Below are 22,779 nucleotides of genomic sequence, written 5' to 3'. Positions count from 1 at the left end.
GGCCCACCCCGGTGGGCCCGGCCGAAACCGCTCGGTTCAGACGGGAGTGACCGCCCCTTGTGTCAGCTGCCGGCCCGCTGCCGCCAGCACCGCGTGCGCGGCGTCGGAAAGCTCTTCGGCGCGCACCGCTCGCTCACACCGCCGGGCCAGCTCTTTCCGGTCGGTGCCCGCCTGTTCCACCGGCGCCAAGACCACCTCAGCGGTCAGGTTCCGGGCCCGCAATATCCGCACGATCGAACCGACCAGGGTGTCGTCCCCGACGAAACCCGGGATGGTGGACCGGTTTCCGTGCGCGTCCAGGTACCGCAGCCGGACCGGCTGCACCGGGGTCGCGGTATCGACCGCGGCCTGGAACAGCGCGGGCCGCAACGTCCCGTAGGCACGGCCGCACCAGGTGGTGCCCTCCGGGAAGAATCCGATCCGTTCACCCGCGGCGAGCCGGTGCCCGACCTGCTCGATCACCTCTGGCAGGCGGCGCAGGTGTTCCCGCTCGATCGGGATCACCCGCATCACCCGGGCGAGCGTGCCGAGCACCGGCCAATCGATCAGATCCGCCCGCGCCACGAATGCGAGCGGCTGCACCGAGGCGAGGACGACGATATCCGCCCAGCCGATATGTCCACAGGCGACGAGCACTCCGGTGCCCGGCGCGGCGTATCGCGGCCCGATCGCCGCGGCTCCCGTGCGCCGGTCCACCACCCGCAGCCGGATACCGCACGCACGCAGGAGGGTCCGGGCGAACCGCCGCTGCACCCCCGAACGCCGGGACGGCGGCGTGACGAGGTGCACGAACGGATAGGCGAGCAGCACCGAGACGGCTCCCGCCGCCCGCAACCCGGCCCGGGCGACACCGATCTCGGGGCGTTGCTGCACACAACCGGTCCCGCACGGGCTCACCGGCATCCAGGCGTGCGGGGCGGCAGCCTGCACCGGTGCCCGGTCCACCTGCTGCGCGACGGTTTCCATCACGTCACCGCCCGCCGTCGAAATTCGCGGCCGCGCCACGTAACCGATCCAGATACCGGGTGTTGATGGTGTCGAGTCCCAGCAACACCACGAAATCCGCCACGGCGAAATCCGGATCGTGCGCGGGCTCCCCGCAGATCTCGGCGCCGAGCCGCAGGTAGCCGTTGAGCAGCGGCGGCAGTTTGGGGCGTCCGGGGGCGGGCAGCTCGTCGAGGGCCACCCCGTCGACCACTACGGGACGATAGGGGCGGACGCGCCTCTCGGGCGCGCAGGCGTGTTTGCCGAGCAGGAGATCGCGGACGCCGCGCACATTGACCCCGGCCGGGTCGCCTGGGCTGTTCTGCATGGGCACCGAGGCGCATCCCATCACCCAGTCGTAACCGGTGAGCTGGATGTAGTGCAGGATTCCCGCCCACATGAGGGTGAGCACCGAACCGTTGCGATGGTCGGGGACCACGCAGGCCCGGCCCATCTCCACGACCCGCATACCCACCGGGTCGAGATTCGTGAGGTCGAATTCGGTGGCGGTGTAGTACCCGCCGGCGGCCGCGACCCTGTCCGGCGGCAACATCCGGTAGCACCCGACGAATTCGCCGGTGGCCTCGTCGCGGACCAGCATGTGGTCACAGTGTTCGTCGAACCGGTCCGCGTCGAGCCCCGTGCCGTCGTCGGGGATCCGGAAACCCGGCTCATCGGCGAATACGTTGTACCGCAACCGCTGCGCCGCGATGCGATGGTCGGTGTCGGAGGAGACGATGAGTGCGTATCGGGACCGGTGATCCTCGCCGGCGGCCGGTCGAGCCGGGGCCGTCGGCACGGACGTAATAGCCATAATGCTCAGCAGGCCAGCCCGACACGGCGTCCGGGCGTCCACAACATGTCGCGGACATGCCGGTTCGGTTAACGAGACGCAGGTCACACCCGACGTTCACCGATCGGTCCCCGCCTGTTCGCGTGAACAGCGGAAACGGCGCCGCCGTTGGACCGGACGCAACCTGGAATTCGCCGCTCGGACGCGTCGCGGGCCCGCCGGACGGGCCCGCCCCACGCGGTACTACGCGACGAAACGTTCGGGTTCGCGCACCCGTTCCAGGTGTTGCCGGTCCACCTCCTGGAACCCCGGCCGGCCGGTACCGATGAACGCCACCAGCCACGACAGGACCGCGGCGAACCGGTTCCGGAAGCCCACCAGGTAGAACAGGTGCACGGCCAGCCAGATGAACCACGCGAACACACCCCGGAAGGTGACCTTGTCATTCAGCTTCGTGACGGCGCTGAACCGGCTGATCACCGCCATGCTGCCCTTGTCCCAGTACACGAACGACGTGCCCGGGTGCTTGTCGCGGCTGATGATGTCGGCCGCGTGCCGCCCCTCCTGCATGGCCACCGGCGACTGGCCCGGGTAGCCGTTGAGCGAGGTCATATCGCCGATCGCGTAGATATCGGCATAGCCGCCCACGGTGAGGTCGGGGTTGATCAGCAGTCGTCCGGCACGGTCGGTCTCGCAACCGGTGGCCTCGGCCAGCAGTTTCGCGAAACCGCCCGCCTGCACGCCCGCCGACCACACGATGGTCTCGGCGTCGATCTGCCGTTCGGCGCCCGCTTTGTCCTTGACCGTGACGTGCCCGTCCTCGATATCGGTGACGAAGGTGCCCAACAGCACTTCGACCCCGCTGCGGGTCAGGGATTTCTTCGCGTACTCCGACAGCCCGCCGCCGAACGGCGGTAGGACCGCGCCGGCTCCCTCGACCAGGGTCACCGAGACTTCCTCGTGGTAGTACCGCTTCGCCAGTTCCTTCAGCTGTCCCGCGACCTCCACACCGGTGGCCCCGGCGCCGACCACGACGAACGACAGCAGCCGCCGCCTGGTCTCCTCGTCGGCCTGGGCCGCCTCGCGGAACACCCGCGAGATCTGGGCCCGGAGCAGCTTGGCGTCGTCGATGGTCTTGAGTGAGTAGGTCTTGTCGGCGAAGTCGTCGCGACCGAAATACGACTGGCTCGCCCCGGTGGCCGCGATCAGCGATCCGTAGCGGATCCGGCGGACCTCCTCGCCGGTGCGGTAGGTCAGGATGGCGGCGTCGGGCTCGATGGCGGTGACCTCGCCCAGCCGGACGTCGGCCTCCTTGTGCCGGCGCAGAATGTTCGCGATCGGGGGGGCGATCTCCGCGGACTCCAACACCCCGGTGGCGACCTGATAGAGCAGCGGCTGGAACAGGTGTTCCGGCGTGCTCGAGATCAGGACGTAGTCCACTCCCGCTTTGGCCAGTTGTTTGGCCGCGGCGAGTCCACCGAACCCCGAACCGATGATCACGACGTCCGCGTACTCGACGCCGGCGCCGATCTCAGTGACCTTGTGCATGACAGCCTCCTTCACTCATTAGGAACCGTCATCCGTAAGGGAGATATTTCAGGGTTCAGGGCGCATAATTGAGATGACTCTTATCTGTTCTGGTCATGAATGGAGATCGAGGTGGAACTTCGCCAGCTCACGTACTACGTCGCGGTGTGCGAGGAGCTCAGTTTCAGCCGGGCGGCGGCCCGGTGCTTCATCTCGCAATCGGCGATCAGCCACCAGATCGCCCGGCTCGAACACGACCTGGGCGTCCAGCTCTTCGAGCGTTCGACCCGCTCGGTCGTCCCCACCGACGCGAGCACCAGGCTACTACCGCTCGCCAAGCAGATGCTAGGTCTGGAATCGGCCATCCGCGCCTCCATTCGTACCACCGGCCCCCGCATCCGGCTCGCGGCGAATATGTCGTTCGCCACCCGGTCACTGTCGGCAATCGCCGGCACTCGCGAGGCGCATCCCGGCGCGGAAATCGAATTCGTCATCAAACCGTTCCGCCAGCGGGTCGCGGCCGTCGCGGACGGGGACTGCGACCTGGCGCTGATCCGCGGCAGTGTGCAGCAGGCCGGACTCATCGTCGAGCAACTGTGGGTGGAAGACCTCACGCTGGCCACCGCGCCCGCGCATCCGCTGGCCGGCCGCACCGACGTCACCCTCGCCGAACTCAGCGCCTACCCGCTGCTCCTCCCGCCGGAGTCCGAGCAGTTCCTCCTGCACAACGTCATCCGGACCGCCTTCGCCGACCTGCCCACCGGCCCGACCTTCGGGCCGCCCATCCCGCCGGACCACACCGCGACAATGGAGCTGATCAACCACCCCGACGCCTGGACGGTTCTCTACGCCAACAGTTCCACCGAGGGCATCGCCGCCCTTCCGCTGGCCGACCACCGCCTCCGCATCCCCGTCTCCGCCGTCCTGCGCGCCGACACCCGGCGCACACCCATACTTGATTCGCTGCTCGACGGGTTGCACTGCGCCTGACGACGGAACCCTCCTGTTCCGGCCGCGCACCGGATCACCCCGAACGCACTGGGCCCGGTACGCGCGGGGTGCGTACCGGGCCGGCGGGCCCCGGCAGCCGGGCAGTGGCGGCCGGGACCTCGGTGGCGGCGCCGATTCGGCACGGTGGACCACCCGGTAACCCGAGTGGCGAGGGATCCGGCTCGGGTCGGTTCGCGGGGCCGTCCGCGGACGGCAGTGCTACCGCGGCGCGATTACCGCTCCAGGCGGTGCTGCCGGAACACGGCGCCCTCGGGCACCGCCTGCACCTCGCCGCTCTTCAGGATGATCACGCCGGGGCTGCCCGGGGCAGCCGATAACCCGGCAGTTCCCGGTCGATATCCGCGCGCGGGATCACCCGGTCGACATCGGGCCGCTCCTGGCCGTTGATGACGATCTTCTTCTCGGGCCCCGGATCGGCGCCGGCCATACCGGCTCCCGCCACGGCCGCGCCGCCTACCCCCGCAGCGCAGACCAACGCCGCGAAGACTCTACTCGCCGGTTTCAGCTTCATTGTGAAAATCCTTGTCCCGCCGTATATTCGCCGATCACATCGATCGGACTTCGGATAACGACGACGGTAGTTCGCGTCGCTGTGCACAGGCTGGGGAGACAGCTGGGAGTCTGCTGGGAACCGGGCCGGGTTCAGTCGCCGCAGAACAGGCAGTCGCAGGGCCGGCCCACCTCACTGCCGTAGACGGCCAGGTGGCGCACCGGAGCCAGCACCGTTTCCGCGACGGCCGGATCCAGGGGTGGCGCCGACCGCGGAGACGGCTTCCCCCAGGCAGCCGGTACTTCCTCGATGTCGTAGCGGACCACCGCGTCGACGAACAGGGTCCACAGGCAGTGGTCGGGGAAGGGGTTCAGGCGCAACACCCACCAGCGACCCGCCACGTCGGCTGCCAACGGGAAGCGCGGATGTCCGGTGTTGTGCCATGCGGGCCGGGCCAGAGCCTCGGGCTGTGTCATACCGCCGCCGTTCGCAGATCGCGCACCGCTATGCGGCGGAGGCACCGAACGATTCGAGAATCGTTTCGATGCGTTCCCGCGCAGCGTGGGCCATCACCGGATGCGTGGTCTCGTACAGTTTTCCGGCCTCCACGGCGGCGAGCACGATCTCGGCGGCCCGTGCGGTGGGTAGCATTTCCTTCGCCATCTCGCCCCAGCTCGGCCCGCCCGCACCCACACCCGCATTGTTGACGACCAGGTCCACCCGGCCGAAGGGGACGAGTGTCCGGTCGGCGAGGGCCCGCACCTGATCGATATCGGCGACGTCGGTCGGCACGGCGAGCACCGGGTCACCGAGTCCGGCGGCGGTCCGCGCCAGCGTCTCGGTCTCGACATCGGCCGCCACCACCCGTAGACCCCGATCGACCAGTGCGGCGGCCACGGCCCTGCCGATACCGTTCGCGGCTCCGGTGACGACAGCGACCTGCCCGGCTTCCAACTTCATGAAACCTCCACTCCACCCCGTCCACCCCGTGGCGGACGGCATCACCATCCTCACCCGCGCGCCGGACCACCACATCGGCCCACAGAGTGATTTCCCGTGGACCCGGGTAGCAGCCATGCGGTGCGCACACCCACCGAGTACGAGAAGGACAGTCGTACAAAAGTTGCGGTAGGAATGGCGCACCCCGAAGGGGCCGTCCGGTTCCGGTATCCCCGGGATTCTGGCTACGGTCGCTTCCAGGAACCCCGGCGGCCGGTTCCGGTCACGCCGTGTGATCACCGTTCCCCGGAGCCGGCGGCAGACCCGCGCGCGGGCAGACGCTTTTTCCCGCAGGCCAGGCGCATCGCGAACCGGATCGGTATGCGGGCGACCGTCCGGCTCGGTGGCGCGGTCGCGGTTCCGGCACTGGTCGCCCTGCGCCTGTGCGGCGACCCGCGGCTCGCGCTGGTGCTGGTGGCGCCGGCCGGGGTGGCCGCCAACCTACCGTTCGCGGTGCTGGTCAAACTGGGCCAGGACTACCTTCCGCCCCGGCCCGGCACCGCGGCCGGGGTCACCCTCGGGATCGCGCAGAGCGCGGGCGGGCTGTTCATGCCCGTACTCGGGGAATCGCCGACCGGACGGGCTCGCGTTCGCGCTGCCGCCGGCCGACGGCGCCGACCACCGGGGTCGCCGCCCCCGCCGCGGCGCCGACGCCCCCGGAGCGGGCATTCCTGGATGACTCCGCCGGCCGATCCCGGCCGCTCCGCGGGCGGGCGTGCGCTCAGATGACGCCGAGCGCGAGCATCGCGTCCGCGACCTGGATGAATCCGGCGATATTCGCACCGGCGACGTAATCACCGGGAGAGCCGTATTCGTCGGCAGTCTCCAGACAGCGGTCGTGCACGCCCCGCATGATCTCGGCGAGACGGTCTTCGGTGTGCTCGAACGACCACGAATCCCGGGAGGCGTTCTGCTGCATCTCCAGCGCACTGGTCGCCACACCACCCGCGTTGGCGGCCTTCCCCGGTGCGAAGACGATCCCGCGCTCGGCGAACACCCGCACGGCTTCCGGAGTGCACGGCATATTCGCGCCCTCGGCGACGATCATGGCGCCGTTGTCTGCAAGGGCGACCGCGTCCCGGCCGTTCAGTTCGTTCTGAGTGGCGCACGGCAGCGCGATATCGCAGGGCACTTCCCACACCGAACCCGTTTCGATGAATGCGGCCGACACCCCGGCTTCGTCGGCATAGCTCCCGATCCGGGCCCGCCGCCGCTCCTTCACGTCTTTGAGGAGCTCGAGGTCGATACCTTTCTCGTCGACGATGTAGCCGCCGGAATCGGAGCAGGCGACCACCGTGCCGCCGAGTTGTTCGACCTTCTCGATCGCGTAGATGGCGACATTGCCGGAACCGGAGATGACGACCCGTTTGCCCTCGAAGCTGTCGCCGCGCGCCCGCAGGATCTCGTTGACGAAGAAGACGACTCCGTACCCGGTGGCCTCGGTCCGGACCCGGGACCCGCCCCAGGCCAGGCCTTTCCCGGTGAGCACCCCGGATTCGAACCGATTGGTGATGCGTTTGTACTGTCCGAACAGGTAGCCGATCTCGCGTCCGCCGACACCGATATCACCGGCCGGTACGTCGGTGTATTCCCCGATATGGCGATAGAGCTCGGTCATGAACGCCTGACAGAAGCGCATCACCTCGCCCTCGGAGCGGCCTTTCGGATCGAAGTCGGAGCCGCCCTTTCCGCCGCCGATCGGCATACCGGTCAGCGAGTTCTTGAAAGTCTGCTCGAAGCCGAGGAATTTGACGATTCCGAGGTAGACGCTGGGGTGGAACCGCAACCCGCCCTTGTACGGTCCGAGTGCGGAGTTGAATTCGACCCGGAAGCCGCGGTTGATCTGCACCCGGCCCATATCGTCGACCCAGGGCACCCGGAATATGATCTGGCGCTCCGGCTCGCACAGGCGACGCAGCACCGCGGCGTCGGTGTAGGCGGGATGTTTGGCCACCACCGGACCGAGACTGTCCAGCACCTCGCGCACGGCCTGGTGGAATTCGATTTCACCGGTATTGCGCTGGAGTACCTCGTCGTAGATATCGCGCAATTTCTCGTGCAGTACAGGCATGAGTCCGATTCCTTTCCCTCATCCGGCCTCCGGACGGCCACTGTGCTCGTAACGGAGCCTCCTGGCGAACCTATCGGCAGCCATCGAGCCGGCGATCACCGGGGCGAGTCGTGTTCCCGGCTGTCATGTCCGAGTACCGGAAATTACCGGCCGGGTACCCGACCGGACACCGATTCCACGAGTTCCGCGAGATCAGCGTCGGGGTCGCCTCGCACGGTGACGGGAACTACCGGAATTCGCCCTGGGCGCGAAGGCCGTCTGCGGCCGTCTACGCGACGATTTCTTCCATCCTGATCACAAGGCGTCCGGTGGCCGAGTCCGTGAAACGCTCCGTAACACGGAAGGTCGTGTTGTCCCTGAAGAGCACTTCTTCCTCGCCCGGCCTATGCGAATAGCTCGATATATTCTTTCCGGTCTTGGACTCGATCTGCCATTCCACCTGCCCATCCATGCCTTCGAAGTCCGCATCCGGGTTCTTGGTCGTGCTGGTGTAGGACAATTCGGTCGTTTCCGCGCCTACCTGATACCTCGCCAAGTCGGCCTCGTCAACATTTGCTCTTCGGATCACCGGGCCCCGGAAATCGGGCAACTTGGCGAGTGCATCGCGGACCTCGGAATGAATCCGCTGTTCTGTAGGAGTCAGTTCCCTTCCTGCACGCAGTTTCCGGTTCAACCATACGAAATCCCATTCCGTATAGCGATACACCGAACGTTTTTCCGCGGCAGTGAGCGGCGCAGCGCGGGCTGCGTCCCGCGGGGCGCCATCGCGGCGCTCGACACCACTGATCGAGGATTGCGCGGCGGTACCCGGAGTCCCTGAAGAAGCGGTAGGAATGGAAGGTCCGGCCGAGTAAGCAGGCGCATGCGGAGAGAAGGACCCGGGCGGCGGATAGACGGGCATGGGCGGATGGAAAGGCCGCGGCGGATGGGCAGGCATGGGCGGTACGGAACCATCGACCATCCGCGCACCGGCGGCGGCCGATCCGCCGTAGACATCGGCACCAGTCCTCATGGTGATTGTGGTGTCGCCGGTGCGCCGGCGGTAGCCATGGGCGCCTAGCGTGAACAATGCGCTCAACCGGTCTGTGATCTCGCGCCCGAAATATTTCAACCGATTGCCGCTCACACGTCCCGCTCTCCCGAACCGCCTCTGGCCGAGCCTCATATCAAAATACCGAACTCGGTGTACCACCTGCGCGCACTGCGTATCAGTTCGGACACCGTCCGCGACGAATACGACCGTGCTCGGCCGGAAGAACCGGCCGAGCACGGTCGAGAAACCATTCCGCGGACGATGCCGCGGGCCGTCAGCCCTTGTGCTTCTTGACCTCTTCGGTCAGCTGCGGGGCGACATTGAACAGGTCGCCCACGATGCCGAAGTCGGCGATCTCGAAGATCGGGGCTTCCTCGTCCTTGTTGACCGCGATGATGGTCTTGGACGTCTGCATACCGGCCCGGTGCTGGATGGCGCCCGAGATACCCAGGGCGACGTACAGCTGCGGGGAGACCGTCTTACCGGTCTGACCGACCTGGAACTGGCCCGGGTAGTAGCCGGAGTCGACCGCGGCACGGGAGGCGCCGACGGCCGCGCCGAGCGAATCGGCGAGGGCTTCGACCACGGAGAAGTTATCGGCCGAACCGACACCGCGGCCACCGGAGACGACGATGCTCGCCTCGGTGAGTTCCGGACGGTCACCGGCCACCACTGGCTCACGGCTGGTGACCTTGACGACGCCTTCTTCCTGCGCGGGTACCTCGACGGTGACCTTCTCGCCGGCGCCGGCCGAGGGCTTGGCCTCGATCGAACCCGGGCGCACCGAGATGACCGGCACATCGCCGGTGGCCTGGGCGTCGACGGTGAAGGCGCCACCGAAGATGCTGTGCACGGCCGTGCCGTCGGCCTTCACGTCGATGACGTCGACCAGCAGGCCCGAACCGATGCGGGCGGCGAGCCGGCCGGAGACCTCTTTGCCCTCCGCGGTGGCGGCGACCAGAACGGCGGCCGGGGAAGCGGATTCGACGAGGCCGGCCAGCACATCGACCTTCGGGGTGACCAGGTAGTTCTCCACGTCATCGGATTCGGCGACGTAGATCTTGGCGGCGCCCGCGGCGGCCAGCGCATCCGACAGCTTGTCCGCGGTACCGGGCGCGCCCAGCACCACCGCGGCCGGTTCGCCCAGGGCGGCGGCGGCGCTCAGCAGTTCGGTGCTGACCTTCTTGACCGCACCTTCGGCGTGCTCGACGAGCACAAGTACTTCTGCCATTTGTCTGTTCTCCTAGAAGTTGCTGCGGGTGCGGGTCTCAGATGATCTTCTGGCCGACCAGGTACTGGGCGATCTTGGTGCCGCCGTCGCCCTCGTCGGAGATCTTCTCGCCCGCGGTACGCGGCGGCTTCGGGGTGGACGCGGTGACCTTGCTGCCCGCATTCTCGACACCCACGGTGGTCGGGTCGATGCCCAGATCTTCCAGGGTGAAGGTCTGCACTTCCTTCTTCTTCGCGGCCATGATGCCCTTGAAGGAGGGGAAGCGCGGCTCGTTGATCTTCTCGGTGACGCTCACGATGGCCGGCAGCGTGGCCTCCAGCTTGAAGACACCGTCGTCGGTTTCCCGCTCGCCGGTGATCTTCTCACCGTCGACGGTGAGCTTGCGCAGATGGGTGAGCTGCGGGATGCCCAGGTACTCGGCGATAATGGCCGGGACGGCGCCGGCGCGGCCGTCGGTGGCCTCGTTACCGGCGATGACGAGTTCGACACCCTCGACCTGGCCCAGCGCACCGGCCAGCACCCACGCGGTCTGCACCGCGTCGGAGCCGTGGATGGCCGGATCGTTGATGTGGATGGCCTTGTCGGCGCCCATGGACAGAGCCTTGCGGATGGCCTCGGTGGCACGATCGGGACCGGCGGCCAGCACGGTGACCTCGCCGCCCTGCGCCTCCTTGATCAGGAGGGCTTCCTCGACGGCGCGCTCGTTGATCTCGTCGAGCACTGCGTCGGCGGCTTCACGGTCGAGGGTGAAGTCACCGTCGGTCAGCTTGCGCTCGGACCAGGTATCGGGCACCTGCTTGATAAGTACGACGATATTCGGCATCGGTCTTCGTCGACCTCCTGTTCTGGTTACCTGTATTGGCGGTCGCACGATCTCCAGCGGCCGTACGTCCCTGTGAGTAGCTCAGGCCGAGACATTACCCTACGTTAAGTTACTCGCGGGTAACTTACGTGTCGAGCCGCTTCGAGGCCCTACCGGACGTCTCCCGTACCGGGCCGTACCAGTAACCTCGTCGCAATGAGCGAGGCTGTGATTCCCGCCGCACCGGCCACCGACGACGCACCGGAGCCGCTGCCGTTGACCGGCGAGCGCACGGTGCCGGGTATCGCGGAGGAGAACTACTGGTTCCGCCGGCACGAGATCGTCTACGACCGGCTGCTGCCGCGCTGCGCGAACAAGATCGTCCTGGAGGCGGGATCGGGCGAAGGCTACGGCGCGAATATGATCGCCGCGGTCGCGAAAGCGGTGGTAGGCCTGGACTACGACCGGACCGCCGCGGCGCATGTACGCACCCGCTACCCGGCGGTTCATATGGTCCGCGGCAATCTCGCCGCGCTCCCCCTCCCGGAATCCGCGGTGGACGCGGTGGTCAATTTCCAAGTGATCGAACACCTTTGGGATCAGGCGGAGTTTCTCCGCGAATGCCTGCGAGTCCTGCGCCCCGGCGGGGAACTGCTCATCAGCACCCCGAACCGGATCACCTTCTCGCCCGGTCGCGATACCCCGCTCAACCCCTTCCACACCCGCGAACTGAACGCGGCCGAACTCACCGAACTCCTCGAAGCGGCCGGCTTCCGGGTGGAGCTGATGACCGGCGTGCACCACGGGCCGACGCTGCGTGCGCTCGACGCCAAGCACGGCGGCTCGTTCATCGATGCCCAGATCGAACGCGCTCTGGCAGGTGAACCCTGGCCCGCCGAACTCACCGCCGACGTCGCCGGTATCACCGTCGACGATTTCGCGCTGACCCCCGACGCCATCGACACCAGTCTGGATCTCGTCGCACTCGCGGTGAAGCCTTGAGCGGCAAGCGAACCGACGCCGTACCCGGACAGTTCACGCTCGTCCTGCACTCCCATCTGCCCTGGCTCGCCCACCACGGCCGCTGGCCGGTCGGCGAGGAATGGCTCTACCAGTCCTGGGCCGCCTCCTACCTCCCGGTCGTCGAAGTACTGCGCACTCTGGCCGCCGAGGGCCGGTCGCATCTGCTGACCCTCGGGATCACCCCGGTGCTGGCCGCCCAGCTCGACGATCCACACTGTCTGGCGGGTATGCACCACTGGCTGGGCAATTGGCAGCTGCGAGCCGACGAGGCCGCGAAGGCCGGGAACCGCGCACTCGGCGTCCACGAACACCGGCTGGCGGCCGCGGCACTGGCCGAATTCGAGCAGAACTGGCGGCACGGCGCCGCACCGGTCTGGCGGCAACTGCTCGACGGCGACGTCATCGAACTGCTGGGCGGTCCGCTGGCGCACCCGTTCCAGCCGCTGCTGGACGAGCGGCTGCGCGAGTTCCAGCTCCGCGAGGGCCTCACCGACGCCCGGCTGCGCTGGGGGCACGCCCCGTCCGGGATCTGGGCGCCGGAATGCGGCTTCACCCCCGGAATGGAACAGGGCTACGCGGACGCGGGCGTGACGCATTTCATGGTCGACGGGCCCGCGCTACGCGGCGATACGACCCTGGGCCGCCCGGTGCGCGAATCTCCCGTCCTGGCGTTCGGCCGCGACCTCACGGTCAGCTACCGGGTGTGGTCGCCCAAATCGGGTTATCCGGGGCAGGGGGCCTACCGGGATTTCCATCACTACGATCACGCGACCGGACTCAAACCCGCCCGGGTCACCGGGAAAACCGTGGCCGGGCCGGACAAAGCCCCCTACGATCCCGACCTCGCCGCCGCGCAGATCGGCCGCGATGTCGAGGACTTCGTGCAGACGGTGCGGGAACGGCTGATCGCCGAATCCGAGCGGATCGGACGCCCGGCGCTGGTGGTCGCCGCATTCGACACCGAACTCTACGGGCACTGGTGGCACGAGGGCCCGCAGTGGCTGGCGCAGGTGCTGCGGGCGCTGCCGGAAGCCGGGATCACCGTCGGCACCCTGGCCGACGCGCGCGACCGCGGCTTCGTCGGGGACCCGGTTCCGCTCGCCGATTCCTCCTGGGGATCCGGGAAGGACTGGCGGGTCTGGGCCGGCGATCAGGTCCGCGATCTGGTGGAGCTGAACTCCGAGATCGTCCGGCTCGCGCTGGAAACCGCCGACAAGATGCGCGCCGGCGCGCCGACCGGCCGCGATCCGGTGGCCGACCAGCTGCTGCGCGAAGCGATCCTGACCGTGTCCAGCGACTGGGCGTTCATGGTCAGCAAGGACTCCGCCGCCGGTTACGCCCGCGACCGAGCCCATCAGCACGCGCACGCGGTGCGCGAGATCGCCGGTGCGGTCGAAGCCGGTCAACTCGGCAGAGCGCACGATCTGGCGGCAGGATGGGCGGTGGCCGACGGAGTGTTCCCGGCCCTGGACGCGCGTAGGCTACGCGTCACCCCTGCAGAAGGACCGCGATGAAAATCTTGATGGTGTCGTGGGAGTACCCACCGGTGGTCGTCGGCGGGCTGGGCAGACATGTCCATCACCTGGCGACATCACTGGCCGCGGCCGGTCACGAAGTGGTGGTACTCGCCCGACGGCCCACCGGCACCAGCCCGGCCACCCACCCCACCCATTCGTTCATCGCCGAGGGGGTGCTGGTGGTGGCGGTCGCCGAAGATCCGCCGATCTTCGATTTCGGCGAGGATATGCTCGCCTGGACCCTGGCCATGGGGCATGCGATGGTGCGCGCGGGGGTCGCACTGGACAAACCGGGAATCGGCGAGGGCTGGACACCGGACGTGGTGCACGCGCACGACTGGCTGGTCGCCCATCCTGCGATCGCGCTGGCCGAGTACTACGACGTCCCGCTGGTATCGACCATCCACGCCACCGAAGCCGGCCGGCACAGCGGCTGGGTCGCCGGCCGGGTCAACCGGCAGGTGCATTCGGTGGAGTGGTGGCTGGCCAACGAATCCGATGCGCTGATCACCTGCTCCACCTCGATGAAGGACGAGGTGGAGCGGCTCTACCGGCCCGACCGGATCCCGGTGCACGTGATCCGCAACGGAATCGACGTGGCCGCGTGGACATTCCGCACCCGCCCGCCGCGCAGCGGTCCGCCCCGGTTGCTCTATGTGGGACGCCTCGAATACGAGAAGGGCGTGCAGGACGCCATCGCCGGCCTGCCCCGTATCCGCCGGGCCCACCCCGGGACCGTCCTCACCGTGGCCGGGGTCGGGACCCAGTTCGAATGGCTACGCCAACTCGCCCGGACGCACCGGGTGGCGCGCGCGGTGCACTTCACCGGGCAGCTCGACCACGCGGAACTGCTCGGCTGGCTGCACGGCGCCGACGCGATCGTGCTGCCCAGCCGCTACGAACCGTTCGGGATCGTGGCGCTCGAGGCGGCCGCGGCCGGAACCCCGCTGGTCACCTCGACCGCCGGCGGACTCGGTGAAGCCGTGATCGACGGGGTCACCGGGGCATCGTTCGAACCGGCCGATGTGCACGGTCTGGTGGACGCGGTGGTCTCGGTCCTCGACGATCCGGTGACCGCCCAGGAACGCGCGTTCGCCGCGCGGGAGCGGCTGACCGCCGATTTCGCCTGGGATGTGGTGGCGGCCGAAACAGCCGATATCTATTCGGACGCGAAACGGCGGGTGCGCAATCCACTGGGCCGCCCGGTGATCGTGGAACGCCCACTGCCGGAACGGGATCCGAAGTAACCCGAGTCTAGGCATCGCACCCCGCTCGCCTGGGTCCGCGGACGCCATCGTGCGTCACCGTGACTCGTCTTCGCCGGGACATTCGCCGAGCGCACCGCTGGGGTGACGGCGGGAGTGACGATTCGCCCCCGCGCGGTGTGCGGCGCCGGAGATCTCGCGATGCCCGCGTACGAGCGACCCTCACCCGGGTGGTGGCGCCGACGGATCAGTCGTTTTCCGCGAAGGCGAAGATCTCCCCGATCCGGGTGGCGACCACGACTTCGCCCTGGGCGCCGACCGCGGTGCCGGTGGTGGTGCCCTGGGCTCCCGGCAGGACATCGGAGTCGAGGGTGGCGCCCGTGCCGGTATCGAAGGTGACCAGGTTCAGCCCGGTGCCGATGGCGGCGGTGACGTAGCCGATCCCACCCGCGGTCTGTACCGGGCTGCCCCGCAGCGCGAGATCCTTACGTTCCCAGACCCGTTCGAAACTGTCGCCGGTATCCCGCAGGGCGAGCAGATAGCCGTCGTCACCGGCCGGGATGACCAGGCCGTCGTCGGAGACAGAGATCCCGCGGCGCGGCTCCCAATCCAGCTGCGCCTCCCACTTCGGGGTACCGTCGGCGGTGTTCACCGCGATCAGGCGTTTGCTGTTGTCCCCGACGTAGAGCGTCGCGCCGTCGGCGGACAGGGCCGGATCGGTGGCACTACCGCCGGCCAGGATCTCCCGGCTCCACTCCTGCCGGACCTTCCCCTCGCCATAGCGCAGCGCCACCAGAGCGGCCTTGGACTCCCCGGGCTTGCGGACCGTCGCGTAGATCCGCCCGGTGCCGATATCCATCGCCGCCACCGTGGCGACCGCGCAGTCCGGGCCACCGGTGCGGCAATCCTCCAGGCCGCCGCCGGCCGGCGGCCAGTCCAGATTCGGTGACTGCAGGAAATCGGGCTGCGGCAGCAATTGCTGCGTGGGAACCATCCGTTTGCCGGTCTGCCGTTCCAGCACGTCGACCTGGCCGGACTGGGTGATCACCAGCAGATGACCGTCTCCGGTGAACTGCATCCCGACCGGCACGCCCGCCACCGGAGTCCGCCAGCGCGGCTGGCCGAGCAGATTATCCGATTCCACGCCGCTGTCGAGACCGACGTACACATTGTTCGCGCCGTCGAGGAGGGTGGGCGAATAGATTGCATCGGGACCCAGCGGATTGCAGAAACGCTTACGTCCCGTGCGCATCTGGTAGGAGAAGATATCGCAGTCCGCGTCGGTGCGGCTGGTGACGAAGATCTGCCCGTCCGACCCCACCGTCGGCGGCTGCACCACCGGACCGCCCACCGGCCGCGACCACTGCAGACTCAGCGCCTGCGAACCGGTCACCGCGGTGGTGCCGCTGTTGCGGCTCTCGTGCCCCGGCGCAGGCCAGCCCAGGCCGCGGCCGACGGTGATGTCGTCGACATCGGTGCCGCAGGCGGTGAGCGCCCCCAGGGCGGCGACCGCCGTCGCAAGCCAGGACACGGTCCGTACGCCGCTACCGATACGCACCTGCTGGTCTCCTCTGTCGTCCTGTCTCCCCGGGCCCACGTGTGTGGAAGATTAACGGAAGGGTATAGGCCGGGCCTTCCGAGCACGAAAGTAGGCTGTTCGGCAGTACTGGCAGCAGAGGATACGAGGAGACACGTTCGTGACGAGCATGTGGGGCGCACCGCTGCGCTCACGCTGGCAGGGCTCCCGGCGCCGCGACCGGCGGCAGGCCCGGTTCCTCACCCTCGACTCGCTGCGCTGGGTGCTGGCCAACCGCGCCTACACGCCCTGGTACCTGGTCCGCTACTACCGCCTGTTCAAATTCCGGCTCGCCAACCCGCATGTGATCCTGCGCGGCATGGTGTTCCTCGGGCGCAATGTGGAAATCCACGCGACCCCCGAACTCGGCCGGCTCGAGATCGGGCGCTGGGTCCATATCGGTGACGGGAACGCCATCCGCTGCCACGAGGGCTCACTGCGGATCGGCGACAAGGTGGTGTTCGGCAAGGACAATGTCGTCAACACCTACCTCGATATCGAGATCGGCGAATCCACCCTGGTCGCCGACTGGTGCTACATCACCGACTTCGATCACCGCATGGACGACATCACCCTGCCGATCAAGGACCAGGGCATCGTGAAGAGCCCGGTCCGGATCGGCCCCGACACCTGGATCGCGGCCAAGGTCACCGTGCTGCGCGAGACCCGGATCGGCCGCGGCTGTGTGCTCGGGGCGCACGCCGTGGTCAAGGGTGACATCCCGGATTACAGCATCGCGGTCGGCGCACCGGCCCGGGTGGTGAAGAACCGGAAATCCACCTGGGAGGCCGGTGCGGCCCAGCGGGCGGCGCGGGAGGCGGCGCTGGCCGATATCGCACGGAAGAAGAGCGGCGTCGCGCAGGAGGCGTGAGTCGTCGCTACTTCACCGCATCGATCTTCTTGACGACCCGCTGCACCGTCAGCCAGGTGCGCGTGGTGATGTCCTTGCCGTAGGCGCGCTCGAGCCACGCCATGAAATTCGGCGTTTTCGGCGTGCTGTTGTCGACGACTGCGAGGAAGACCCGGGCCGGCTCGTCGTAACCGATGACCGTGGTGAGGGGGTCGCCGTCGGCCGGCGCGATGGGCGGTGCCTCACCGGTTCTCTTGAAGAAGGTCGCGGTGAGGTAGGTGCCGCGGCCGTGGGTGAAACCGGCGAACGGGTCGCGATCGAGCAGGTGCCGCAGTTCGGACTCGCTGCGGATGATCGTGCCGCCCGGAATACCGAGTTCGGCGTTGAGTGCCTCTTGGACTCGGTCCTCGATCTCGGCGATCTCGGTGTCCGCGGTGGCGAAGACGATATTGCCGCTGGACAGCACAGAGGACACCGATTCGAATCCGAGTCCGCTGAACACGCCGCGCAGTTTATCGTTGCTCATATTCGGATTGCTGGGCATGATCCCCCGCAGCAGCGCGGCGTACATCGTCATGGAGCGACCGTACCCCGGCGCTCCGACACCGGCCCACGACCCGCTCCGGCCGGCCCGGCTGCCCGGAGACCGATCGGTCACGGGTAGCCGATTCGTACGCCCCCATTTCACATTTCGCTTTTTCCAGTGCGCCCCTCGGCGCCGCGGTAATTGCCTAGATGGCTGTACCGATCGATATCTTCGACCGGTTTGCCCAGCCTCGGAGAGCCCCGCCCGGGTGGCGCTGGAGACCGGAGTATCGGTCCTGTACACCGGGCTCGTCCATCCACAGGCCTGGCGCGACCACCCGAAACGGTTCAATCTGCACTCCGTCGAACAGTTCTCGCCCGGCTGCACGGGCCCGGTCTGCTATCGCGCGTTCTCCGACGACCCCCTGGACGACTTCGCCGCCGTCATGGAACACGACGCGGTGGTGACGGCTGTCCAGGCGATCCGCCAGGCGGCCGGGTACGCCGGGAACACCGTGCACTCCGACCAGGTGCTCCAAGCGATGAAACGGCTGCACGGGGCCACCGCGGTCCGCGGGGCCAGCGGGGTGCTCTCGTTCGACGAGAACGGACTACCGACGGACAAACCCATCCCGATCCTGGAGGCCTTGGACGGGGAGCCACCGCGCTACGTGGAACTCCCGTGACCCGTTGCGGGGCCCACGATCATCCGCTCAGGCCCGCGAAGCCTCACACAGGAAGACAGTTGCCGTGGTCCCGATGCGGGTGATGACGAGCGTAAAGGGCCGGGATCCGGTGAGCTTCAGGCGTCGCCGGAGGACATCGGGATCGATATCCACACCGCGGACCAGAATCTCCAGCGGCCCGCAGTCCCGGCGGCGCAGTTCGGCCCGCAAAACCTTCTCTCGGAGCACGCAGCGGTCGATAATCCGGAAACCGCGCACTCCGTCCGGGATTCGGTCGCCGGTCAGGTAGGCGATCCGCGGATCCAGTTGCCACAGACCGTGGCGGGCCGCGTAGTGCCGGACCAATCCGGCGCGAACCACCGCACCGTCCGGGTCGACGATCCACTCCCCCGGCTCGCGCTCCGGGATCTCGCTCGGATCGGCATCGGTCAGGGTGGTCGCCGCACCGGCGGAGGTGAGAACGGTGGCCCGGCGGCCGACACCGGGCTCACGCAGACCCGCCGACCACAGGCACGCTTCGCGGACCCCACCGTCCAGCGATACGACCTCGATCTCGCCGTCCCAGCCCAGCCTGTCGAAATCCAGTCCGGGAGCGCATTTCACGACCAGGTCACGACCCGCGTACACCGACAGCAGATCCGGTAGCGGCGGTTGCAGCGCGGCCGGATCGTGGGTGCGCCTCCCCGCGGCCCGCCGGCCCGGATCGGCCACGACGACCGTGCCGGATGTGCACGGGACCAGGGCGTCGGCGCGTACGAGCACAGTATTCGGCATCGCCCGCGGCACCGTGGGGCGAGGCGCTGGTGAGCTGTGTTCGTCCACCTCGCCCGCGGCACCGCGGGGGCCGAGCCCTCGCGGCACCCGTTCGCCACCTCTCCGCTCTGTCCCTTCGGCAGCCCCGACCACAGAAGCGCCCCTGTAGTGCGCGGGTGCCGCTGTCGCGGCAGCAGGTGGTACCGGGACCGGGTGGGTCAGATTGTGGCGGGCCATGGCGAGCCGGATCGGGTCCAGATCGCTACCGACCACCCGCGGGCACACCCGGGCGAGTTCGGTCAGCTCCGCGCCGATCGAGCAGGTGACGTCGTGGACATCGCGACCCGCCAGCCGGCCCGCGCGGTGGCGGGCGACCAGGGTCGGGGTGGCCTGCTGTACCGCGTCGTCGGTCAGCAGCCAATTCTGCGCACCGGACAGTTTGGCCGCGGCCCGGCGGCGCAGGCGGACGGTCTCGAGGAGCGCCGGGGCGCGCTCACCGTAGGCCCGGCGCACTGCGGCCACATCACGTAGTTGCGAGGCGGCGGTGAGTTCCAGTTGCGCTACCTCGGCCAGCGCGGCCGCACCCGCGGCCGAGCCGAGGTAGCCGATATCGGCCGCGCTGAAGCCGTACCCCACTATTTCCCGGCGGCGGCCGGTTTCACCCCGGTGATCATGGCGTTGTAGAAGAACTGCCGCGGCACCACCCGGCGCATCACATTCTCGTCCACCCAGCTCAGCCCTAGCCAGGCGCGATACATCGCCATCCGGTAGCCGAAGGTGAGCTTCTCGTCCGGAACGGCCGCCTCGAAGGTCCGCACCGGCCAGCCCCACAGGGCGGCGGCGAATTCCTCGGTGTGCGCGGCCACGTCCACCGCGCCCGCCGAGCGCGCCATCTCCTCGAGCTGGTTCGGGTCGAAGGTGTGCAGGTCGACCACCGCCTCCAGCGCGGCGGCCCGCGACGATTCGTCAAGCTCCTCCTGGGGGCGACGCCAGTCCCGCAGGAACGGGAGTTTGGTGACGGCGGTGGTCGCCTTCCAGGTGATGTTGCCCAGGTTGCGAGCATAGAAATTACCGACGGTGGTGGGTTCGCCCGCGAAGACGAAACGGCCGCCCGGTTTCAGCACCCGCAGGCATTCCCGCAGCGACTGCTCCACATCCGGGATGTGATGCAGCACAGCGTGTCCGACGACCAGGTCGAAGGTGTCGTCGTCGTAGGGGATGGTCTCGGCATCGGCGACCCGGCCGTCCACATCCAGGCCCAGGTGTTCGGCATTGCGCAGCGCGACCTTCACCATGCCGGGCGACAGATCGGTGACCGAACCGCTCTTCGCGATCCCGGACTGCATGAGGTTCAGCAGGAAGAAACCGGTACCGCAGCCCAGCTCGAGAGCACGCTCGTACGGCAACTCCGCGTCGGTGCCGACCGCGGCGTCGAACCGGCCGCGGGCGTAATCGATACAGCGTTCGTCATAGGAGATCGACCATTTGTCGTCGTAGGTCTCGGCTTCCCAGTCGTGATACAGCACCTGGGCGAGCTTGGTGTCCTCGAATGCAGCTTCGACCTCCGCGGCGGTGGCGTGCGGATGGGGTGCGGGGTCGTCGGGGCGTACCGTCATGGTCGGAGAGCCTAATAGGTGCTGCTGGGCGCAGCCCATCCGCAGTCGCGCACGGCCGGAGCGAAGGCGGAGGTACGCCTGATGGGTGCTGCTGGGCGCAGCCCATCCGTCGTCGCGCACGGCCGGAGCGAAGGCGGAGGTACGCCTAGCCTTTCCGGGCCGGGCTTCCGATACCGCCGGGTAGGTTGCGACTCGTTCAGCGCCCGGTGAATACGGCCGACCCTGGCCCGTCGCTCAGGTAGGAGCGGGTTCCGAGGCGCTGGTCTTCGGTGGTGAACAGCTGCGCCCACTCGGTGCGGGCCCGTTCGGGACCGTGCGGCCCCGCCTCGAACACCGCCTTGGCGGCGGACAGCGCCCGCGCCGGGCCGTCGGCGAACCGGCGGGCCCACTCGATCGCCGCGCCCAGGACATCGTCGGGCGCGACCACCTGATCCACCAGACCCAGCCGCGCCGCCTCGTCGGCTTCCACGAAACGTCCGCTGTACACCAGATCCTTCGCCGCCCCGGGACCGATCAGCAGCGACAGCCGCCGGATCCCGGCCAGCGGAATGAGCCCCGCATCGATCTGCGGAAATCCGAGCTTCACATTGTCACCGATGATCCGCCGGTCCGCCCCCAGCGCCAGCTCCAGCCCCGACCCGAGGGCGTAGCCGCTGATCGCCGCGACCGTGGGCTGCGGAACCGCGGCCAGGCAACCCAGCGCGGTCTGCAGATCACCGGCCATCGCGGCGGCCTGTTCGGCGGGCAACTCGGCCAGCTCGGCCAGCTCGTCACCGGCGCAGAACACCCGCTCGTCCCCGTAGACCACCAGCGCGGCCACCTCCGGATCGGCGCCGCAGGCGGTGGCCGCCGCCGCGATCTCCCGGATCAGCTGGGTATCGAACAGATTCATCGGGGGGCGGGCGATACGCAGCACCGCCACACCACGCCCGGACCCACTCGCGTCGCCGGCACGGGACAGAGTTACGAATTCCGCCATGGACGGTTACGCTACCGGCCGCCGGCGGCGCCACCCGCATTCCCGGAGCCGCCCAGCAGCGACGGATCGGTATCGCGCATCCCCTTGGACCCGACCAGCCGCGACGGGTCCGGCAGATCGGCGAAGTAGCGCATATTGTCCGGGAACTGCAGCAGCTGCTTACCGTCGACCTCACCGAATACCGGCTGGATCGGCTCGATCGGCGGCTCGGCCGCCAGGATCCGCGCGGTATCGGCATAGCCGGCCAGCGACGTCAGCTGCGACCAGGTCGGCGGCAGCAGCACATGCTCACCCGCCCGCCACGTCTCCAGCGCCGCCGCCGGAGTGGACCACAGCACCAGATCGGTTTCGGTGGTCGCACCGTCGGCCAACTGCCCCTCGGGCAGCACCGCCACGAAGAAGTTGGTGTCGTAACGGCGACGCTCCACCGTCGGAGTGATCCAGCGCGACCACGGCCGCAGCAGATCGGCGCGCAACACCAGCCGCTGCTCGGCCAGGAACTCCGACAGCGTCAGATCCCGGCCCTCGATCCGCTCCCGCTCCCCACGGTAACCGGTGGTATCGGCGACGACTGTCTCGGCGGTGGGCCCGGCCAGCAGCACCCCGCACTCCTCGAAGGTCTCCCGCACCGCCGCACAGACCAGCGCCTTGGCCCGGGCCTCGGACACCCCGAACCGCTCCCCCCACCAGCGCGGCGACGGACCGGCCCATTCGATGGCCACCTCGGCGTCGACGGTATCCACCCGGCCACCCGGGAAAGCGGTCATCCCGGCGGCGAAATCCATCGCCCCGGCCCGCCGCTGCAGGAAAACCTCCGGGCCGGCGGCGCCGTCACGCACCAGCATCACGGTCGAGGCATCCTTGGCCTCGGGCACCCCCGCCGCCGAATCCGGCACAGTCGTCTCACTCACCCTTGGCACATTAGCTGTGGTGTCCGAGCGCCGGTGCGCGGGGATGAGCGCGTTGGGGGGCGGGGATGAGGAGGGCGGGTGAGTCGGCGAAGGTGAGAGATGTAGACCTGCTCGTCAAGGCGCTGTGTTTTTGGCGGCGCCTGCGGCGCCGCGGGGTTGAGGCCCCCTTGGTCTCGCCGTTTCGGCCTCGAGACTCG

22 protein-coding genes and 1 pseudogene are annotated in these 22,779 nt (G+C 68.5%); 7 read left to right on the top strand and 16 right to left on the bottom strand.

From position 1 onward, the window contains the following. Positions 1 to 36: 36 nt before the first annotated feature. The 3 genes from ACLML9_RS17975 to ACLML9_RS17965 form a co-directional block, all read right to left on the bottom strand. Entirely contained in the window at positions 37 to 966 is a 930-nt protein-coding gene (locus ACLML9_RS17975; RefSeq protein WP_411946612.1) for a lysophospholipid acyltransferase family protein, read from the bottom strand. A 4-nt stretch (positions 967 to 970) separates the two neighbouring features. Continuing rightward, the gene (locus ACLML9_RS17970; protein ID WP_411946611.1) at positions 971 to 1,798 is read right to left on the bottom strand and encodes a GNAT family N-acetyltransferase; all 828 of its coding nucleotides are present in this window, start codon (positions 1,796 to 1,798) and stop codon (positions 971 to 973) included. A gap of 222 nt (positions 1,799 to 2,020) precedes the next feature. Further along, the gene (locus tag ACLML9_RS17965) at positions 2,021 to 3,325 is read right to left on the bottom strand and encodes an NAD(P)/FAD-dependent oxidoreductase (protein ID WP_411946610.1); all 1,305 of its coding nucleotides are present in this window, start codon (positions 3,323 to 3,325) and stop codon (positions 2,021 to 2,023) included. Between the two features lie 111 nt (positions 3,326 to 3,436). Here ACLML9_RS17965 and ACLML9_RS17960 point away from each other — a divergent pair, with 111 nt between their 5' ends. Then, complete coding sequence (locus tag ACLML9_RS17960; RefSeq protein ID WP_411946609.1) at positions 3,437 to 4,294, top strand: LysR substrate-binding domain-containing protein; 858 nt, start codon at positions 3,437 to 3,439, stop codon at positions 4,292 to 4,294. A gap of 307 nt (positions 4,295 to 4,601) precedes the next feature. Here the strand turns inward: ACLML9_RS17960 and ACLML9_RS17955 are convergent, their stop codons facing one another. The 3 genes from ACLML9_RS17955 to ACLML9_RS17945 all read right to left on the bottom strand — a co-directional run bounded on the left by ACLML9_RS17955 (position 4,602) and on the right by ACLML9_RS17945 (position 5,765). Next, entirely contained in the window at positions 4,602 to 4,826 is a 225-nt protein-coding gene (locus tag ACLML9_RS17955) for a hypothetical protein (RefSeq protein ID WP_411946608.1), read from the bottom strand. Positions 4,827 to 4,957: 131 nt separating this feature from the next. Next, positions 4,958 to 5,281, bottom strand: coding sequence for a hypothetical protein (locus ACLML9_RS17950; protein ID WP_411946607.1), 324 nt, complete (start codon positions 5,279 to 5,281; stop codon positions 4,958 to 4,960). A 28-nt stretch (positions 5,282 to 5,309) separates the two neighbouring features. Further along, positions 5,310 to 5,765 (bottom strand): SDR family NAD(P)-dependent oxidoreductase, encoded by a 456-nt coding sequence (locus tag ACLML9_RS17945; protein ID WP_411946606.1) that lies wholly within the window; start codon positions 5,763 to 5,765, stop codon positions 5,310 to 5,312. Positions 5,766 to 6,104: 339 nt separating this feature from the next. Between ACLML9_RS17945 and ACLML9_RS17940 the strand changes: the two are divergent. Beyond that, positions 6,105 to 6,368 (top strand): annotated as a pseudogene (locus tag ACLML9_RS17940) (MFS transporter); the annotation flags it as partial. Between the two features lie 157 nt (positions 6,369 to 6,525). Here ACLML9_RS17940 and gdhA read toward each other — a convergent pair. From gdhA to ACLML9_RS17920, 4 genes are all read right to left on the bottom strand, one after another. Then, on the bottom strand, positions 6,526 to 7,875 hold the full coding sequence (gene gdhA / locus ACLML9_RS17935; protein WP_411946605.1) for an NADP-specific glutamate dehydrogenase: 1,350 nt from the start codon (positions 7,873 to 7,875) through the stop codon (positions 6,526 to 6,528). Positions 7,876 to 8,143: 268 nt separating this feature from the next. Further along, positions 8,144 to 9,001, bottom strand: a complete 858-nt coding sequence (locus tag ACLML9_RS17930) for an ADP-ribosyltransferase (RefSeq protein ID WP_411946604.1) — start codon at positions 8,999 to 9,001, stop codon at positions 8,144 to 8,146. Between the two features lie 181 nt (positions 9,002 to 9,182). Beyond that, entirely contained in the window at positions 9,183 to 10,139 is a 957-nt protein-coding gene (locus ACLML9_RS17925; RefSeq protein ID WP_030521947.1) for an electron transfer flavoprotein subunit alpha/FixB family protein, read from the bottom strand. A gap of 37 nt (positions 10,140 to 10,176) precedes the next feature. Beyond that, positions 10,177 to 10,962 (bottom strand): electron transfer flavoprotein subunit beta/FixA family protein, encoded by a 786-nt coding sequence (locus tag ACLML9_RS17920; protein WP_030521948.1) that lies wholly within the window; start codon positions 10,960 to 10,962, stop codon positions 10,177 to 10,179. Between the two features lie 195 nt (positions 10,963 to 11,157). Here ACLML9_RS17920 and ACLML9_RS17915 point away from each other — a divergent pair, with 195 nt between their 5' ends. The 3 genes from ACLML9_RS17915 to ACLML9_RS17905 are packed head-to-tail and all read left to right on the top strand — an operon-like array spanning position 11,158 to position 14,728. Continuing rightward, complete coding sequence (locus ACLML9_RS17915) at positions 11,158 to 11,943, top strand: class I SAM-dependent methyltransferase (protein ID WP_411946603.1); 786 nt, start codon at positions 11,158 to 11,160, stop codon at positions 11,941 to 11,943. After that, a complete protein-coding gene (locus ACLML9_RS17910; RefSeq protein WP_411946602.1) occupies positions 11,940 to 13,478 on the top strand; it encodes a 1,4-alpha-glucan branching protein domain-containing protein in 1,539 nt (512 codons plus the stop codon). The genes ACLML9_RS17915 and ACLML9_RS17910 overlap by 4 nt, the downstream gene beginning before the upstream one ends. Beyond that, positions 13,475 to 14,728, top strand: a complete 1,254-nt coding sequence (locus ACLML9_RS17905) for a glycosyltransferase family 4 protein (RefSeq protein ID WP_411946601.1) — start codon at positions 13,475 to 13,477, stop codon at positions 14,726 to 14,728. Before ACLML9_RS17910 ends, ACLML9_RS17905 begins: the two co-directional genes overlap by 4 nt. 205 nt (positions 14,729 to 14,933) lie before the next feature. On the opposite strand, the gene ACLML9_RS17900 is transcribed toward ACLML9_RS17905, so the two are convergent. Further along, positions 14,934 to 16,244 (bottom strand): PQQ-binding-like beta-propeller repeat protein, encoded by a 1,311-nt coding sequence (locus ACLML9_RS17900; protein WP_411946600.1) that lies wholly within the window; start codon positions 16,242 to 16,244, stop codon positions 14,934 to 14,936. Between the two features lie 139 nt (positions 16,245 to 16,383). Here ACLML9_RS17900 and ACLML9_RS17895 point away from each other — a divergent pair, with 139 nt between their 5' ends. Then, a complete protein-coding gene (locus tag ACLML9_RS17895) occupies positions 16,384 to 17,133 on the top strand; it encodes an acyltransferase (protein ID WP_411946599.1) in 750 nt (249 codons plus the stop codon). A 7-nt stretch (positions 17,134 to 17,140) separates the two neighbouring features. Here ACLML9_RS17895 and ACLML9_RS17890 read toward each other — a convergent pair whose 3' ends face one another. Beyond that, a complete protein-coding gene (locus ACLML9_RS17890; protein ID WP_411946598.1) occupies positions 17,141 to 17,689 on the bottom strand; it encodes a DUF1697 domain-containing protein in 549 nt (182 codons plus the stop codon). Between the two features lie 217 nt (positions 17,690 to 17,906). On the opposite strand from ACLML9_RS17890, the gene ACLML9_RS17885 reads away from it, so the two are divergent. Beyond that, complete coding sequence (locus ACLML9_RS17885) at positions 17,907 to 18,323, top strand: hypothetical protein (protein WP_411946597.1); 417 nt, start codon at positions 17,907 to 17,909, stop codon at positions 18,321 to 18,323. Between the two features lie 27 nt (positions 18,324 to 18,350). On the opposite strand, the gene ACLML9_RS17880 is transcribed toward ACLML9_RS17885, so the two are convergent. From ACLML9_RS17880 to ACLML9_RS17865, 4 genes are all read right to left on the bottom strand, one after another. Then, positions 18,351 to 19,598, bottom strand: coding sequence for a THUMP-like domain-containing protein (locus tag ACLML9_RS17880; RefSeq protein ID WP_411946613.1), 1,248 nt, complete (start codon positions 19,596 to 19,598; stop codon positions 18,351 to 18,353). Positions 19,599 to 19,711: 113 nt separating this feature from the next. Continuing rightward, positions 19,712 to 20,692: a class I SAM-dependent methyltransferase gene (locus tag ACLML9_RS17875; RefSeq protein ID WP_411946596.1), complete on the bottom strand. Its 981-nt coding sequence runs from the start codon at positions 20,690 to 20,692 to the stop codon at positions 19,712 to 19,714. A gap of 196 nt (positions 20,693 to 20,888) precedes the next feature. After that, a complete protein-coding gene (locus ACLML9_RS17870) occupies positions 20,889 to 21,671 on the bottom strand; it encodes an enoyl-CoA hydratase-related protein (RefSeq protein ID WP_411946595.1) in 783 nt (260 codons plus the stop codon). An 11-nt stretch (positions 21,672 to 21,682) separates the two neighbouring features. After that, entirely contained in the window at positions 21,683 to 22,582 is a 900-nt protein-coding gene (locus ACLML9_RS17865) for an NUDIX hydrolase (protein WP_411946594.1), read from the bottom strand. Between the last annotated feature and the right edge of the window lie 197 nt (positions 22,583 to 22,779).

The organism is Nocardia sp. NPDC002869 (genome assembly GCF_046764065.1).
GTDB classification, from domain to species: domain Bacteria; phylum Actinomycetota; class Actinomycetes; order Mycobacteriales; family Mycobacteriaceae; genus Nocardia; species Nocardia rhamnosiphila.
The sequence above is the reverse complement of the archived record's forward strand: the minus strand, read 5'-3'. Positions and strand labels throughout refer to the sequence as shown.